Origin of the sequence: Clostridium cadaveris, from assembly GCF_020911725.1 — a bacterium.
In the GTDB taxonomy this organism is placed as follows: domain Bacteria; phylum Bacillota; class Clostridia; order Clostridiales; family Clostridiaceae; genus Clostridium_X; species Clostridium_X cadaveris.
This window is the reverse complement of record NZ_CP076620.1, coordinates 2,939,167-2,955,509: the sequence shown is the minus strand read 5'-3', so window position 1 is coordinate 2,955,509 and position 16,343 is coordinate 2,939,167. Positions and strand designations below refer to the sequence as shown.

Annotated in this window: 14 protein-coding genes; 13 read left to right on the top strand and 1 reads right to left on the bottom strand. The window is 32.2% G+C overall.

Features of this window, described 5'->3' with window-relative positions; genetic code table 11:
* Positions 1-128: 128 nt before the first annotated feature.
* From KQH81_RS14215 to KQH81_RS14190, 6 genes are all read left to right on the top strand, one after another.
* On the top strand, positions 129-3,893 hold the full coding sequence (locus KQH81_RS14215; RefSeq protein WP_230028437.1) for an SH3 domain-containing protein: 3,765 nt from the start codon (positions 129-131) through the stop codon (positions 3,891-3,893).
* Between the two features lie 177 nt (positions 3,894-4,070).
* Positions 4,071-4,424, top strand: a complete 354-nt coding sequence (locus tag KQH81_RS14210; protein ID WP_027637611.1) for an ArsR/SmtB family transcription factor — start codon at positions 4,071-4,073, stop codon at positions 4,422-4,424.
* A 15-nt stretch (positions 4,425-4,439) separates the two neighbouring features.
* Positions 4,440-6,902, top strand: a complete 2,463-nt coding sequence (locus tag KQH81_RS14205) for a heavy metal translocating P-type ATPase (protein ID WP_230028435.1) — start codon at positions 4,440-4,442, stop codon at positions 6,900-6,902.
* Positions 6,903-7,103: 201 nt separating this feature from the next.
* A complete protein-coding gene (locus KQH81_RS14200; protein ID WP_099335988.1) occupies positions 7,104-7,625 on the top strand; it encodes an NfeD family protein in 522 nt (173 codons plus the stop codon).
* Between the two features lie 33 nt (positions 7,626-7,658).
* The gene (floA, locus tag KQH81_RS14195; RefSeq protein ID WP_099336006.1) at positions 7,659-8,633 is read left to right on the top strand and encodes a flotillin-like protein FloA; all 975 of its coding nucleotides are present in this window, start codon (positions 7,659-7,661) and stop codon (positions 8,631-8,633) included.
* A 3-nt stretch (positions 8,634-8,636) separates the two neighbouring features.
* Positions 8,637-9,059, top strand: a complete 423-nt coding sequence (locus tag KQH81_RS14190; RefSeq protein ID WP_027637608.1) for a hypothetical protein — start codon at positions 8,637-8,639, stop codon at positions 9,057-9,059.
* Between the two features lie 226 nt (positions 9,060-9,285).
* On the opposite strand, the gene KQH81_RS14185 is transcribed toward KQH81_RS14190, so the two are convergent.
* Positions 9,286-10,017 carry a glycerophosphodiester phosphodiesterase gene (locus KQH81_RS14185; protein WP_027637607.1) on the bottom strand — a complete coding sequence of 244 codons (732 nt, stop codon included), beginning with the start codon at positions 10,015-10,017 and terminating at the stop codon, positions 9,286-9,288.
* 92 nt (positions 10,018-10,109) lie between these two features.
* On the opposite strand from KQH81_RS14185, the gene KQH81_RS14180 reads away from it, so the two are divergent.
* The 7 genes from KQH81_RS14180 (at position 10,110) to KQH81_RS14150 (ending at position 16,281) form a co-directional block, all read left to right on the top strand.
* Entirely contained in the window at positions 10,110-10,388 is a 279-nt protein-coding gene (locus KQH81_RS14180; RefSeq protein WP_099335987.1) for a hypothetical protein, read from the top strand.
* Between the two features lie 279 nt (positions 10,389-10,667).
* The gene (locus tag KQH81_RS14175) at positions 10,668-11,315 is read left to right on the top strand and encodes a redox-sensing transcriptional repressor Rex (protein WP_027637605.1); all 648 of its coding nucleotides are present in this window, start codon (positions 10,668-10,670) and stop codon (positions 11,313-11,315) included.
* Positions 11,316-11,594: 279 nt separating this feature from the next.
* Positions 11,595-12,377, top strand: a complete 783-nt coding sequence (locus tag KQH81_RS14170; protein ID WP_027637604.1) for a short-chain-enoyl-CoA hydratase — start codon at positions 11,595-11,597, stop codon at positions 12,375-12,377.
* A gap of 24 nt (positions 12,378-12,401) precedes the next feature.
* Positions 12,402-13,541: an acyl-CoA dehydrogenase gene (locus tag KQH81_RS14165; protein WP_099335986.1), complete on the top strand. Its 1,140-nt coding sequence runs from the start codon at positions 12,402-12,404 to the stop codon at positions 13,539-13,541.
* Positions 13,542-13,553: 12 nt separating this feature from the next.
* Positions 13,554-14,333, top strand: coding sequence for an electron transfer flavoprotein subunit beta/FixA family protein (locus KQH81_RS14160; protein ID WP_027637602.1), 780 nt, complete (start codon positions 13,554-13,556; stop codon positions 14,331-14,333).
* A gap of 20 nt (positions 14,334-14,353) precedes the next feature.
* Positions 14,354-15,361, top strand: a complete 1,008-nt coding sequence (locus KQH81_RS14155; RefSeq protein ID WP_027637601.1) for an electron transfer flavoprotein subunit alpha/FixB family protein — start codon at positions 14,354-14,356, stop codon at positions 15,359-15,361.
* 71 nt (positions 15,362-15,432) lie between these two features.
* Positions 15,433-16,281, top strand: coding sequence for a 3-hydroxybutyryl-CoA dehydrogenase (locus KQH81_RS14150; protein WP_168972372.1), 849 nt, complete (start codon positions 15,433-15,435; stop codon positions 16,279-16,281).
* Positions 16,282-16,343 lie beyond the last annotated feature (62 nt).

Below are 16,343 nucleotides of genomic sequence, written 5' to 3'. Positions count from 1 at the left end.
AGTATAATGACAAATATAACTTAATTTTATAAAGTGTTTTAAATTTCATAAATGTACCACATTATTCCTTCAAACTACAAGGAATTTATGGTAAAATTAATTAGAATATAGTATAAGGGGGGACTTATGTGAAAAAAGCTAAAATAGCAAGTCTAATTGTTGCAACTACTGTAATGCAGAATACTGTTGTATCAGCAATACCTAATGATGAAGCTAATAGGAAAATTGATTTAGATAAGTTTAAAGGAATAGAAGAAAATGCTAAGACATCTAAGGTTTCAGCAGTTATCAATGGAATTCCTATAAAAAAGATGCTAATAGATATGAATTATTCAAAAGGTGTTACTATAAGTCCTAAATATATAGTAATACATGACACAGATAATAGGAGCTTTGGTGCTGGAGCTATAGCAAATAGAAACTATTTTGCTAATCACCCAAATGCTCAAGCATCAGCTCATTTTACAGTAGATGATAGAAATATAGTTCAAGTGTTAGAAGAAACATGGAGAGGATGGCATATTGGAGATAGATATCCTGGAGTTAAACCAAATAGGCCTGAAGCTAACAATAGCAATACAATAGGTATTGAGATTACAGTAAATCCAGATAGTAATTTTGATACTGCGATGAAAAATGCTATTGAACTTACGAAATATTTAATGTTCAAGCATAATATACCAGCATCAAATGTAATAACACATAATGATGCTACTGGGAAAATATGCCCTAGAATGATGCTTGAAGATAGACCTACATTGTGGCCAACATTCAAAAGTGCTGTAGGTTCAAGTGCCTCAAATCCAAGTGGACCATCTGATAGCAATCCTGAAAGCAGTGGTATATTTGGAGCTATAAAAAATGTAGAGGCAATTGTAAATACTAGTGTTCGAGAATCGGTTTATAGTGGTATGGGAGTATCTACTGGTGTTACGGGAAATGTGTATCCTAATGAAAAAGTTAAAGTAAATTATTTTTTAAATGATTGGGCAAACATAACTTTTAATACAGCATCAGGAGGCACCAAGACTGGTTTTATAAATGCAAGCAAACTTAATGTATCAGGTCTTAATCGTGTGAATAAACAAGCCTCTATAAGAAATAGTGGAGATGTTACTGTATATAAAGATCTAGAAGGTGCGGTTCAAGATTCACTTACACCAAATAGAGGAGTGACTCTAAACTATACTTTTAAAGAATGGTCGCATATAAGTTATGTTGCTACTAATGGAAGTATTAAACATGGCTTTGTAAATAGCAGTTTAGTAAAAATCAGTGACAACGATGGAGATAGAGGAGATGGAATTATAAATGCCATAAATAAGAATGGTACTGTAGTGAATACTAATAGCACAAAAGTCTATTTGAATGCTGATGAAAATAGTGACGGAATAGGGTTCCTTTATAAAAATGATAATATGAGAGTAAATTTCAGTAAAGGAGCTTGGTATAACGTAACATTTACTACTGCTGACGGAAGTAAAAAGAATGGTTATATAAAGAGTCAGTTTGTTTCTTTAGAATCATCATTAGATGATAATTATAAACCAGTAGGAAAAGGAAAAGTCATAAATGTGACTAGTGCTTTGAGAATAAGAAAAGGTCCTGGTACAACTTATGATGCAATTGGATGGCTTTATAATGATGATAATGTAGAGATCCTAGGGAGAGAGGGACAATGGTTTAAAATAAAGAATAACGATACTATTGGATATTGCCATGAGGATTACATAAAAGAAGTAAGGCAAGATGATACAGAGATAGTCCCTGAAAATCCGTTAACAGGAAAAGGAGAGGTAATCAATGTAACCTCAAATTTGAGAATAAGATCATCAGCTTCAACTAGCAGTTCTGTACTTGGATATTTAAATAACGGTGATTCATTTGATATTTTAGGAAAAGAAGGACAATGGTATCAGATATCTCATAATGGAACTCAAGGGTATATTTATGGAGATTATGTAAAAGTTATTGAAGAAGGTGGAAATCAAAATTCAGGAAATGATTCATCAAATAATGGTGGAAATGAAAATACCACTGCTCAAGGAAAAGGACAGGTTATAAATATAACTTCAAATTTAAGAATAAGATCAAAAGCTTCTACAGATAGTGAGATTATAGGATATCTTAATAATGGAGACACTTTTGACATTTTAGGAAAAGAAGGACAATGGTATCAGATATCTCGTAATGGAACTAATGGATATATTCATGGAGATTATGTAAAAGTTATTGAAGAAGGCGGAAATCAAAATCCAGGAAGTGACTCGGGAAATAATGGGGTAAATGAGAATAATTCTGTTCAAAGTAATGGACAAGTTATAAATGTAACTTCAAACTTAAGAATAAGATCATCAGCCTCAACTAGCAGTTCTGTACTTGGATATTTAAACAATGGTGACTCATTTAATATTTTAGGAAAAGAAGGACAATGGTATCATATATCTTATAATGGAATTCAAGGATATATTCATGGTGATTATGTAAAAGAGATTCAAGGAAATGCTGAGGATTCAGGAAACGGCAATAGTGGAAATAATGGAAGCAGTAATGAAAATAATTCAGTTGCAGGTAAAACAGGACAAGTTATAAATGTATCAACAGGACTTAGAATGAGATCAGGTGCTGGAACAAATTACGAAGTGGTTGGCTGGCTTTATGAAGGAGATAATTTTGAGATTCTAGGGAAAGAAGATTCTTGGTATAAGATAAATAAAAATGGAGTAAATGCATATATTCATTCTGATTATGTAAAAATACTTGAGAATGGAGATGGCAATCAAAACAATTCAGGTTCAGGATCAAATTCAGGAGGAGAGACTTCTAAGGCCTCTAAAGGCAATGTAATAAATGCTCCTAATGGATTAAGAATACGAGAGGGTGCTGGAACAAACTATTCTGTAATTGGCTGGTTATATGACAATGATGAGGTTAAGATAGCTGAGAAATCTGGACAATGGTATAAGATTGAAGCAAAAGGGGTTACTGGATATGTCCATAGTGATTATATAAAGACTAGTACTGATGAGGGGAGCAATAATGAAAATACAGAAAATATAAGTAAAAAAGGAAAAATAGTAAATGTTTCAACAGCTTTAAGAGTTAGGAAAGAGCCAAATACTTCATCAGAAGTTTTAGGATTTGTATATTCAGGCAGTATTGTAGATATAAAAGGTAAAACTGGAGAATGGTATAAGATTTCTTATGATGGTCAGGAGGCTTATGTTCATTCTGATTATGTGAAAGAAGTAAGTGGTGATGAAGTTACTGACAATAATAATCCAAGTGTAGTTATAAAGAAGAAGGGAAAAGTTGTAAATGTAGAATCAAGCTTAAGAGTAAGAGAAAAAGCATCTACTGACTCTCTAGTTGTAGGATATCTTTCACCAAATGAAACTTTTGATATATTAGATAAGGTTGGAGATTGGTATAAGATAAACTTTGATACTTATAGCACAAAGAAACAAGGATATGTCCATAAAGATTATGTAAAAGAGTTTGACGAAGTTGAAAGTGATAATGCTACTGGACGTGAAATAGTAGAATACGCTAAAAAATTCTTGGGAGTAGAATATGTTTGGGGAGGAACAACACCAAACGGATTTGACTGTTCAGGATTTACTCAATATGTGTATAAGCATTTTGGAATCGAAACAGGAAGAACTACATGGGATCAAATAAAAACAGGAAGAAGAGTTACAGTAAGTGCAGCTCAAGAAGGTGATTTAATCTTCTTTGGAGATTATGATGACCCTATGAATCCAGTTCATGTAGGAATGTATATGGGAAATGGAGACGTAATTCATGCATCTTATGGTGCAAAAAAAATAAAGATAAGCAAACTTGAGTATTTTGGCATGAATGTAATTCAAGCTAACAGATACATAAAGTAAAGCAATAGCCTTGGGAGAAAATCCTAAGGCTATTTTTTTCCCTTTTGCAAAAGATATTATTGCGAATACAATGCATTACACAAAAATTAACAATTAAAATAGTAGACAAATGAAAAAAAATGAATATAATAAAAGTATGAACATATGAATAATTGTTCATATGAATGGAGGTAAAAAATGAAAGAAGTAGAAGTTTGTAATTGTACAACAATACATGATGATATAATAAATGACACCAAAGATAAACTGCCAACAGATGAGATTTTATGTGATTTATCGGACTTATTTAAAGTATTTGGAGATGGAACTAGAATAAAGATAATATGCGCTTTATTTCAACATGAAATGTGTGTATGTGATATAGCGGCACTTTTAAACATGAGTCAGTCAGCGGTTTCGCATCAGCTTAGAGTACTTAAAACTGCAAAGCTGGTAAATAACAGAAGAGATGGCAAGGTTGTATACTATTCTCTAGCAGATGACCATGTTAAGAGAATTTTTGATCAAGGTTTAAGCCATGTATTAGAATAAAAGGGAGGGAGCTCAGTGGATAAAAATTTGAAAAAGCAATTTAATTTACAAGGCCTTCATTGTGCTAACTGTGCCAATAAGATAGAAGAGAAAATCTCTCATATATCTTGGGTAAAAGATGTTGGCATAAATTTTGCAACTAAGACTTTAAGCTTAGAAGCTGAGAAAAATGTAAATACTGAAAGGCTAGAAGAACTGCAGAACATTATAAATTCTGTAGAATCAGGAATTGTTCTTAAAGAAAAAAGGAAAGCTACGCCAGTAAAACCAAAAATGAAAACAGTGACAAAGGTTAATTCATCTGATTCAGCTAGTAGCAAAAAAATTTATCTTCTTCAAGGATTGAATTGTGCTGGTTGTGCTGCAAAGATAGAGGATAAAGTTGGAAGACTACCAATGGTAAAAGAAGCTTCCTTGGATTTTGTATCAAAGAAATTAATAATAGATTTAAATGATAATAAAGAAGATATAGACAGTAAGGTTAAAAAAATTGTAAATGATTTGGAACCTGATGTAGCAGTTAAAGAATTATCATTAGATATGTCAAGATCAGCATATGTGTTAAATGGACAGGAAGTTATAGGTGGTTCTGTTATTTCAAATGAAAATCATGGAGAGGAACTTTCCGAGAAGCATGGGGACATATCAAAAGAAGATAAGATAAAATTCATAGTAGGATCTATGTTCTTTATATCCGCATTTATAGTAAAAGATATAGAGTGGCTTAAAGTTGGACTATTCCTTATAAGTTATATATTGGTAGGTGGTCATGTTGTTATGAGAGCTGCTAAGAATATATTAAAAGGACAAGTATTTGATGAGAATTTCTTAATGGCTATAGCTACTATAGGAGCATTTACTATAAAAGAATATCCAGAAGCTGTTGCTGTTATGATATTTTATCAAATAGGAGAACTGTTCCAAGATGCAGCAGTAAGCCGTTCAAGAAAATCTATAGGGGATTTGATGAATATAAGACCTGATTCAGCAACTATAAAAGTTGGGGATGAAGAGAAAGTAGTAGATCCAGAGCAGGTTAATATAAATGATATAATCATAGTGAAACCAGGAGAAAAAATTCCTTTAGATGGAAAGATAATTTCAGGGGAGGCTCAGATAGATACGTCAGCCTTAACAGGAGAATCTGTTCCAAGAAAAGTATCTGTAGGGGATGAAGTATTAGGTGGATGTATAAATACCAATGGAGTATTAAATATAGAAGTCACAAAGATATTTGGAGAATCAACTATTGCTAAAATATTAGATTTAGTAGAAAATGCAGGTGCAAAGAAAGCGCCGACAGAAAAATTTATAACCAAGTTTGCTAGATATTACACTCCTATAGTTGTAATTTTAGCATTAGCATTAGCCATAATTCCTCCAATTTTAAATGGGGGACAGGATATTCAACAGTGGGTGTATAGAGGATTAGCTTTTTTAGTAGTTTCATGTCCTTGTGCATTAGTAGTATCTATTCCTTTAGGGTTCTTTGGAGGTATAGGGGCTGCGTCTAAAAATGGAATCCTTGTAAAAGGTGGAAACTATTTAGAAGCCTTAAATAATGTTGATACTGTAGTCTTTGATAAAACTGGAACTCTTACAAAAGGGGTATTTAAAGTTACAAAGGTTCATAATGAAAGCTGGATAAATAAAGATGATTTAATTTACTATGCAGCTTACGGCGAAAGTTATTCTAATCATCCAATAGGAAAATCTATCATAAATGCTTATGGGAATGATATTGACAAAAATAAAGTATCCGAGTTAAAAGAAATAGCAGGGCATGGACTTCAAGTCAATATTGATGGAAAGATTGTACTTTTAGGAAATAGCAGGCTTATGGAGAGGGAAAGTATAACTCACCCTGTAGCAAAAGAAATTGGAACTATTGTACATGTCGCTATAGAAAAAAGATATGCTGGATATATAGTAATATCTGATGAAATAAAGGAAGATTCTAAAACTGCTATAGAGCTTTTAAAGAAGGCAGGAGTAAAGAATACTATTATGCTTACGGGCGATAATGAAGCAATAGCAAAAGCGGTATCAGATGAAATTGGTCTGGATAAATATTACAGTCAGCTTTTGCCTCAAGATAAGGTTGAAAGACTTGAAGATATTGATAAAACAAAAGAAGGTAAGATGATATTCGTAGGAGATGGAATAAATGATGCTCCAGTGCTTGCAAGAGCAGATATAGGGATAGCCATGGGAGGAATAGGTTCAGATGCTGCAATAGAAGCTGCTGATGTTGTTATAATGACAGATGAACCTTCTAAAATAGCTCAAGCTATAAAAATTGCAAAAGCAACCCAAAAGATAGTGTGGCAGAATATAACTATCGCTTTAGTCATAAAGGTTGCAATATTAATTTTAGTAGCAATGGGATTAGGAAATATGTGGGAAGCTGTCTTTGGAGATGTAGGTGTAGCACTTATAGCAATAGTAAACTCTGCAAGAGTTTTAAAATTGAAATAGCAAATTTTTAATTAGATCTAGAATAAAATCATTCTAGATCTAATTTTCATATAGAAATAGTTGACAATAAATAAAAGGTATGATATATTATATTAAAAGGTATTTAATAACCTTTATTAAAACATTAAATTTTATATAAAATATAGTAAATTAATGCAAAAAATAGTATTATATTAAGTAAGATATAAAGGAGGTGATGGTATGTTTATGACGACATTAGCTAATATTACTATGGCTAGCGGAATTTTACTTATCTTAGGACTAATATTGGTCATAGTAGAAATGTGTATACCGGGTTTTGGTGTACCAGGTATATCAGGAGCAATTCTCCTTATCATAGGCATAATATTAACAGCAGAAAGTGCTGCGCAGGCTTTAATTTTAGGGACAATCATATTAGTAATATTAAGTGTGGCGCTTGGTGTAGTAATATATCTTGTATCAAAAGGCAAGCTTAAAGGAATTATACTAAAGGACAAACTTGACAAAGTAAGCGGTTATTCAAGCACTGAGAATCTAGACTATTTCCTAGGAAAAGAAGGTATTACATTGACTGTTCTAAGACCATCAGGGACTGCAGATTTTGATGGCGAAAAATTAGATGTAGTCTCTGAGTGTGAATATTTGGAAAAAGGAACTAGCATAAAAGTTATAAAAATAGACGGAAGAAAAGTTTTAGTTAGATCTACACAAAATATAGAGTATCAGACTCAAAATAAATAATAGAAAGAGAGATGAATATTTATGTCAGGAATTATGGGGACAGCAACAATTTTAATATTAGTCATAGTAGTACTAGTATTATTCTTCACTTTTGTTCCAGTAGGACTTTGGATTTCAGCATCAGCAGCTGGAGTAAAAGTTGGTATTTTTAATTTAGTAGGTATGAGACTTAGAAGAGTTATACCTAGCAGAATAGTGTTACCTCTTATAAAATCCACAAAAGCAGGAATGCATTTAAATGTTAACCAGCTTGAAGCTCACTATTTAGCAGGTGGTAATGTTGACAAAGTAGTAGATGCGCTTATAGCAGCGCAAAGAGCAAATATACAACTTCCATTTGAGAAAGCTGCAGCTATTGATTTAGCTGGTAGAGATGTATTAGAAGCAGTTAAAATGAGTGTAAATCCTAAGGTTATAGAAACTCCAAAAGTTTCAGCTGTTTCAAAAGACGGTATAGAATTATTGGTTAAAGCTAGAGTTACAGTAAGAGCAAATCTAGAAAGATTAGTAGGTGGAGCTGGAGAATCAACTATATTAGCCAGAGTTGGAGAAGGTATAGTAACAACAGTTGGTAGTTCAGGATCTCATAAACAGGTTTTAGAGAATCCAGATACTATATCAAAAGTTGTTTTATCAAAGGGATTGGATGCAGGAACAGCATTTGAGATTCTTTCTATAGATATAGCTGATATAGATGTAGGAAGAAATATAGGAGCTCAACTTCAAACACTTCAAGCAGAAGCAGATAAAAACATAGCTCAAGCTAAAGCAGAAGAAAGAAGAGCTATGGCTGTTGCTAAAGAACAGGAAATGAAGGCTGCAGTTGTTGAAGCAGAAGCAGAAATTCCAAGAGCTATGGCGTATGCTTTAAAAGAAGGAAAGCTTGGAATAATGGATTATTATGATATGCAGAATATAATAGCAGATACTAAAATGAGAAATTCTATTTCCTCAACAGGTCAATCAACATCTATAATAGGTGGAAACGACGATAAGAGTGGTAAATAATATATGGGAATGGGATTAGGAGATATATTTAAAGCTATAGTTGAGGAACTAGGAGAAGATGCCTTAGGTTCTGCTACCCAAATGCTTTTTGATAAAAAGAAAGATGAATTTCCTATTCCTATCAAAAAACCGTTTTGGGAAGAAGGTAAATCTGAACCTGAAGTAAAACCAAATAGAAAAATTCAAAATCAAAATAAGAAAAATAAAAAATCTGTTGAAAATGACAATAAGGCTGAAACATCGAATAAAAATGAAACTAAAAATAATGAAAAATCATTAGAGGCTCAGTTATCTAAACTTAAAGAAAAAGAATCTTCTTATGAATATTTGGAATCTATAGATAAGGAAGAACTAAAACGAGGTATAATAATGTCTGAGATTTTAGGAAAACCTAGATGTAAGCAGCGAATTAGAAAAAGATTTTAAAATTACAAAGTCTATGGATGAAAATCCATAGGCTTTAATATTTATTGTAAAGATAATTAAATATTAAAGAAGTAATTGCCATTGACAAAATGTGAATTTATAAATATAATAATTTGTGTTTGAAAATTCCAGGTAGTAATTTATGTAACGTAGGATTATTTTTCACCAGTTAAGAAGCTTGAGTATGATATAGGGTTGTGTCATACTCAAGCTTTTTTTTTATAAATTATCTATTGTTCATAACTGTATATAGTTTATCAGGATAGTTAGTGATTATAGAATTTATTTTTAAATCTAAAAGTGCATTCATGTGAATTTCATGATTTACTGTGTAGGTATTTATCATTATTCCCTTATCTTGTATCCTTTTAGTAAGCTGTGGGTCTAAAAGAGAAAAATATTGAGGATGTAAAGCATCAGCTCCAAGTTTCTTACAATATTCTTCTATGTCCACAAAAGTTCCTTCATATAAAAGTCCAGTTTTTATGCTACTGTCTATTTCCTTACATTTCATCATTGAGAAATGGTTAAAGGAAGATAATATAATAGAATCTTTTAAATCATATTTATATATAAGATCTATAACTTTTTTTTCAATGCCTTCATAAGGAAAAAGTCCATTTTTTAGTTCTAGATTTAAAAAGATATTATTTTTTTTGGCTAACTTTAAAAGGTCTTCAAGAGTTGGAATTTTTTCGCCGATAAAATTAGGAGAAAATTTTATTCCAAAATCAAAATTCAAAAGTTCCTCATATGTATAATTTTTTAGTAATCCTGTACCAGTAGAAGTTCTATCTAACAATTCATCATGGCATATGACTAAGACACCATCTTTAGACACTTGTACATCTGTCTCTATGCCATCGCAATGAGCATTGATTGCTTCTTTAAAAGCTAACATGGTATTTTCAGGATACATTCCACTAAATCCCCTATGGGCAATATTTAAAGTTTTCATATTTTAATCTCCTTTACATGTAACGATATGATATAATATAATTATAAAACAACTAATAGAAAAGATAAAATATAAAGAAAGGAAATTTTTTTATGAATCAAATAGTACAGCCGATTATTAGGATAGGCTTATTTTTGCTGATAGCATGGATTGTATTTCCTCTTATAGGATTTGTTTTTCAAATAATATTAGCGTTAGTATTAGCGTTTCTATTATATAAGTTCATAAGGAATCTATTAAAAAAACCAAATTTAAACAAAAATAGTAAAGCTAAAAATGAAAACGTCTATAACTCGGAAAATCAAAATGTAGATAATGATTTTAATGATGATAAAAAAGTAATAGATGTAGATTACAAAGATGTAGAATAATTTCAAATTATTTGTCAATTAGCATGGTTTGTTTAAGCCATGCTTTTTTAGTATAAATTGCTTCAAAATATAATATAAATATTAAATTAATCTATTATTGCTATAATAAATTTTACTAAATCGGTTGAAAATATAGGTAAATAACTAGTATAATTAAATAGTTAAGTAATTAAATTGATTAAATAGTTAAATAATAAACAAATTTTTGTTAACAATTGATGCAAGTAAATATATAATAATAAGTTATATATTTTAATGTAATGAAGATGAGGTGTGGAAATGGAGAAGAAGAGAAGTATTTCTATGGCAGTAGTTAAAAGACTACCAAAATATCACAGATACTTGTCGGAGCTATTAAATAATGACGTTGACAGAATATCATCTAAAGAACTAAGCGAAAAAATAGGATTTACAGCTTCACAGATAAGACAGGACTTGAATTGTTTTGGTGATTTTGGACAGCAGGGCTATGGATATAATGTGAGAGATTTATACAATGAGATAAGCAACATTTTAGGTCTTTCAAAAGAATATAGAACAGTAATAGTAGGAGCCGGTAACATAGGTCAGGCCATTGCAAACTATACTAGATTTACAGATATAGGCTTTGATTTGTGGGGGATTTTTGATGCTAATCCTAAGCTTGTAGGTATAAAAATAAGAGATATAGAAATAAAGGATATAGATGAACTAGAAGGATTTATTAAGAAAAACAATATAGATGTTGGAGTGATATGTGTTCCTAGAGCTAATGCTCAAAAGGTGTGCGATATTCTTTTAAAAGGAAACATAAAAGGAATATGGAACTTTGCTCCAGTAGATTTGATAGTGCCTGAGGATATAACCATAGAAAATGTACATTTAAGTGAAAGTCTTATGACTTTAGCTTATCTTTTAAACGAAAAAGATCAGGAAAAAAATAAATAGAATTGCAAAAGAACTCCTTAGAGCGTAAAAGCTCTAAGGAGTTCTTTGTAAATATATAAACCTAAAAATAAAATATTTATAAATGATTTAAAATAGAATAAAAAATTCAAAAAAATTTGCAAACTTATTCTTGAAAAAGTTTAACTATGACTATATAATGGGAAGTGTAGGAAAACAGATATTTTTTTAACTGCAATTGTTAAGGTTGTAACAATTATGAGTTTTAGAATATCACATTTGATTTAAAAAAATACAATAATGGAAATAAGGGGGATAAAAATGGAGTTAAAAAATGTGCTTTTAGAAAAGAATAATCACATAGCTACAGTGACTATAAACAGACCTAAGGCTTTGAATGCCCTTAATTCAGAAACATTAAGAGATTTAAATGAAGTGTTAGAAAATTTGGAAAATGATAGTGATGTCTATGTTGTAATTTTAACAGGTGCAGGTGGAAAATCATTTGTTGCTGGAGCTGACATTACAGAAATGAAAGATTTAAACACTATAGAAGGAAGAGAATTCTCTCAACTTGGAAATAAAGTTTTTAGAAGACTTGAAAACCTTGAAAAACCAGTAATAGCTGCCATACCAGGATTTGCCCTTGGTGGAGGATGTGAACTTGCATTATCATGTGATATTAGAATAGCATCTGAAAAAGCAAAATTTGCTCAACCAGAGGTTGGTTTAGGAATAACTCCAGGATTTGGTGGAACTCAAAGATTAGCTAGGTTAGTTGGCACTGGAATAGCTAAAGAAATGATTTACACTGCAAGAATAGTAAAGGCTGATGAAGCATTAAGAATAGGCTTAGTTAATAAGGTAGTAGAAGTGGACAAGCTTATGGAAGAAGCTATGAACATGGCAAGCTTAATAGCTAGTCAAGCACCTATAGCTGTAAAACTTTCAAAAGCAGCTATCAATAGAGGAATACAATGTGACATTGATACAGCTGTAATGTATGAAGCAGAAGCTTTTGGAGCATGTTTCTCAACTTTAGATCAAAAAGAAGGTATGATTGCTTTTGTTGAGAAAAGAGATAAAAGCTTTCAAAATAAATAGGGCTTAAGTTAGGAGGTATATTAAATGAACTTTGCACTTTCAAAAGAACAAGAATTAGTAAGACAGATGGTAAGGGAATTTGCAATCGATAAGGTAAAGCCTATCGCAGCAGAAATAGATAGAACTGAAGAATTCCCAATGGAAAATGTTAAGCTTATGGCTAAATATGGTATGATGGGGATTCCATTTGCTAAAGAATATGGTGGAGCAGGTGGAGACACCCTAGCTTATATACTAGCAGTAGAAGAATTATCAAAGGTGTGTGGAACTACAGGGGTTATACTTTCAGCTCACGTTTCATTATGTGCATCATTAATAAATCAATTTGGTACAGAAGAACAAAAACAAAAATACTTACCAAAACTTGCATCAGGAGAAATGATAGGTGCTTTTGGTTTAACTGAACCAGGTGCTGGAACAGATGCAGCAGGACAACAAACTATTGCAGTTTTAGAAGGAGACCATTATGTATTAAATGGATCAAAAATATTCATAACTAATGGTGGAGTTGCAGATGTATTTGTAATATTTGCAATGACTGATAAAAGCAAGGGAACAAAAGGAATATCAGCATTTATAGTTGAAAGAAGTTTTAAAGGATTCTCAAGTGGTAAGATAGAAGACAAGATGGGAATAAGAGCATCTTCTACTACTGAACTTATAATGGAAGATTGTATAGTTCCAAAGGAAAACTTAGTTGGAAAAGAAGGAAAAGGCTTTGGTATAGCTATGAAAACTCTTGATGGAGGTAGAATAGGTATAGCTGCACAAGCTCTAGGAATAGCTGAAGGTGCTATGGAAGAAGCTGTTAACTACATTAAAGAAAGAAAACAATTTGGAAGATCATTAACAGCATTCCAAGGATTACAATGGTATTTAGCTGAAATGGATGTAAAGATAGAAGCAGCTAGACACTTAGTTTACAAAGCAGCTTGGTTAAAGGATAATGGTAAGCCATATAGCGTAGATGCAGCAAGAGCTAAGTTGTTTGCAGCTGAAACAGCTATGGAAGTAACAACAAAGGCTGTTCAATTATTCGGTGGATATGGGTATACTAAGGATTATCCAGTTGAAAGAATGATGAGAGATGCTAAGATAACTGAAATCTATGAAGGAACTTCTGAAGTTCAAAAGATGGTTATTTCAGGTAGCATAGTTAGATAGGAGGGCTTTCAGATGAAAATAGTTGTATGTATTAAGCAAGTACCAGATACTACTGTTGTTAAAATAGATCCAAAGACTGGAACACTTATAAGAGAAGGAGTTCCATCTATAATAAATCCAGAAGATAAGAATGCTTTAGAGGAAGCTTTAAGACTAAAAGATGCACATGGTGCACATGTTACTGTAATAACAATGGGACCTCCTCAAGCAAAAGATGCTTTAAGAGAAGCGCTAGCTATGGGAGCTGATGAAGCTATACTAATAACAGATAGAGCATTTGCAGGAGCAGATACTTTAGCTACTTCAGAAGCTTTAGCTGGAGCTATAAGAAAACTTCCTTATGATATAATCTTAGGAGGAAGACAAGCTATCGATGGAGATACTGCTCAAGTAGGACCTGAAATAGCAGAACATTTAGGAATATCTCAAGTAACTTATGTACAAGCAGTTGAAGCTAATGGAGATAAGCTTACAATAAATAGAGCATTAGAAAACGGACATGAAATAATAGAAGTTCAAACTCCAGTTTTACTAACTGCAATAAAAGAATTAAATGAGCCAAGATATATGAATGCGAGAGACATCTATGAATCTGCTAACAAAGAAATACAAATCTGGACCGCTGACGATATAGATGTAGATAAGAGTAAGCTAGGACTTTCTGGTTCTCCAACAAAGGTTAAGAAGTCAATGACTAAAGAAGTTAAGGGCCAAGGAGAAATAGTAAATATGGCACCAAAAGATGCCGTTGAGCATGTCCTTGCAAAATTAAAAGAAAAACACTACATCTAATAGATTAGGAGGTTATGGATATGAGTTTAGAGCAATATAAAGGCGTTTGGGTCTTTGCAGAGCAAAGAGATGGACATTTAGAAAAGGTATCTTTAGAGATATTAGGAGAAGGAAAAAAGATCGCAGAAAAATTAGGCGTTAAAATAACAGCTTTACTTATGGGACACAATGTAAAGCATTTAGCAAAAGAATTAGAAGCATATGGTGCTGACGAAGTTCTAGTTTGTGACAATGAAAACTTAGCACATTATACAACTGATGGATATACAAAAGTTATATGTGATTTAGTTGAAGAAAAGAAGCCAGAAATCTTATTTATAGGAGCAACATTCATAGGAAGAGATTTAGGACCTAGAGTTGCAGCAAGACTACATACAGGACTTACTGCTGACTGTACATCATTAGATATAGATGAAGAAGGAAAGTTCCTATTAGCAACAAGACCTGCTTTTGGTGGAAACTTAATGGCTACTATAGCATGTGCTGATCATAGACCACAAATGGCTACAGTTAGACCAGGAGTATTCAGTAAGAGAGAAAAAGATACTCATGCAGAAGCTGTTATAGAAAATGTTAATGTATCATTAGAAAGCAGCGATATAAGAACTATCATAAAAGAAGTAGTTAAAGAAACTAAGAAGGTAAAAGACATATCTGAAGCTAAGGTATTAGTATCTGGTGGTAGAGGTGTTGGATCAGCTGAAAACTTTAAAATACTTGAAGATTTAGCAGCAGCACTTGACGGTACAGTATCTGCTTCAAGAGCAGCTGTAGACAATGGTTGGATAGACAAAGCTTATCAAGTTGGACAAACAGGAAAAACTGTAAGACCAACTATATATGTAGCTTGTGGTATTTCAGGAGCAATACAACACGTTGCTGGAATGCAAGATAGTGATATGATAATTGCTATAAACAAAGACGAAACAGCTCCAATAATGAAGCTTGCTGATTATGCAATAGTTGGAGATTTAAATAAAGTAATACCAGAAATGGTAGCACAATTAAATGCTATAAAAGGCGAATAGAAAAATAACTTTCCTATGAAACCTATTTACTAGGTTTCATAGGAATATATAATATTTGAGGAGGGGTTTTCATGAAAAAAGTATTTGTACTAGGTGCAGGAACTATGGGAGCAGGAATTGTGCAAGCATTCGCTCAAAATGGTTTCGAAGTTATAGTTAGAGACATAAAGGATGAATTTGTTGAAAGAGGATTAGCAGGTATTGAAAAGAACCTAAGCAAATTAGTTGCTAAAGGAAAAATGACAGAAGAAGCTAAAGCTGAAATATCAGCAAGAATATCTGGAACTACAGATATGAAATTAGCTGCTGACTGTGATTTAGTAGTAGAAGCTGCTATAGAAAACATGAAGATTAAGAAGGAAATATTTGCAGAGTTAGATTCTATCTGTAAGTCAGAAACTATTTTAGCTTCAAACACTTCTTCTTTATCAATAACAGAAGTAGCATCAGCTACAAAGAGAGCAGATAAAGTTATAGGAATGCATTTCTTTAACCCAGCTCCAGTTATGAAACTAGTTGAAGTTATAAGAGGAGCTCAAACTTCCCAAGAAACTTTTGAAGCAGTTAAATCAGTTTCAGAAGCAATAGGAAAGAGCCCAGTAGAAGTTGCAGAAGCTCCAGGATTCGTTGTAAATAGGATACTTATTCCAATGATCAACGAAGCTGTTGGAATTTATGCAGAAGGAATTGCTTCAGTAGAAGATATAGATACTGCTATGAAATATGGTGCAAATCATCCAATGGGACCTTTAGCATTAGGAGACTTAATAGGACTCGACGTTTGCCTTGCTATAATGGATGTTTTATATAATGAAACAGGAGATTCTAAGTACAGAGCTCATACTTTACTAAGAAAGTATGTTAGAGCTGGATGGCTTGGAAGAAAGTCAGGAAAAGGATTCTACGACTATTCAAAGTAAGAAATATTAAATAAAAAACCAGAAGAAAGCTATTTTGCTTTCTTCTGGTTTTTTATTTAAAT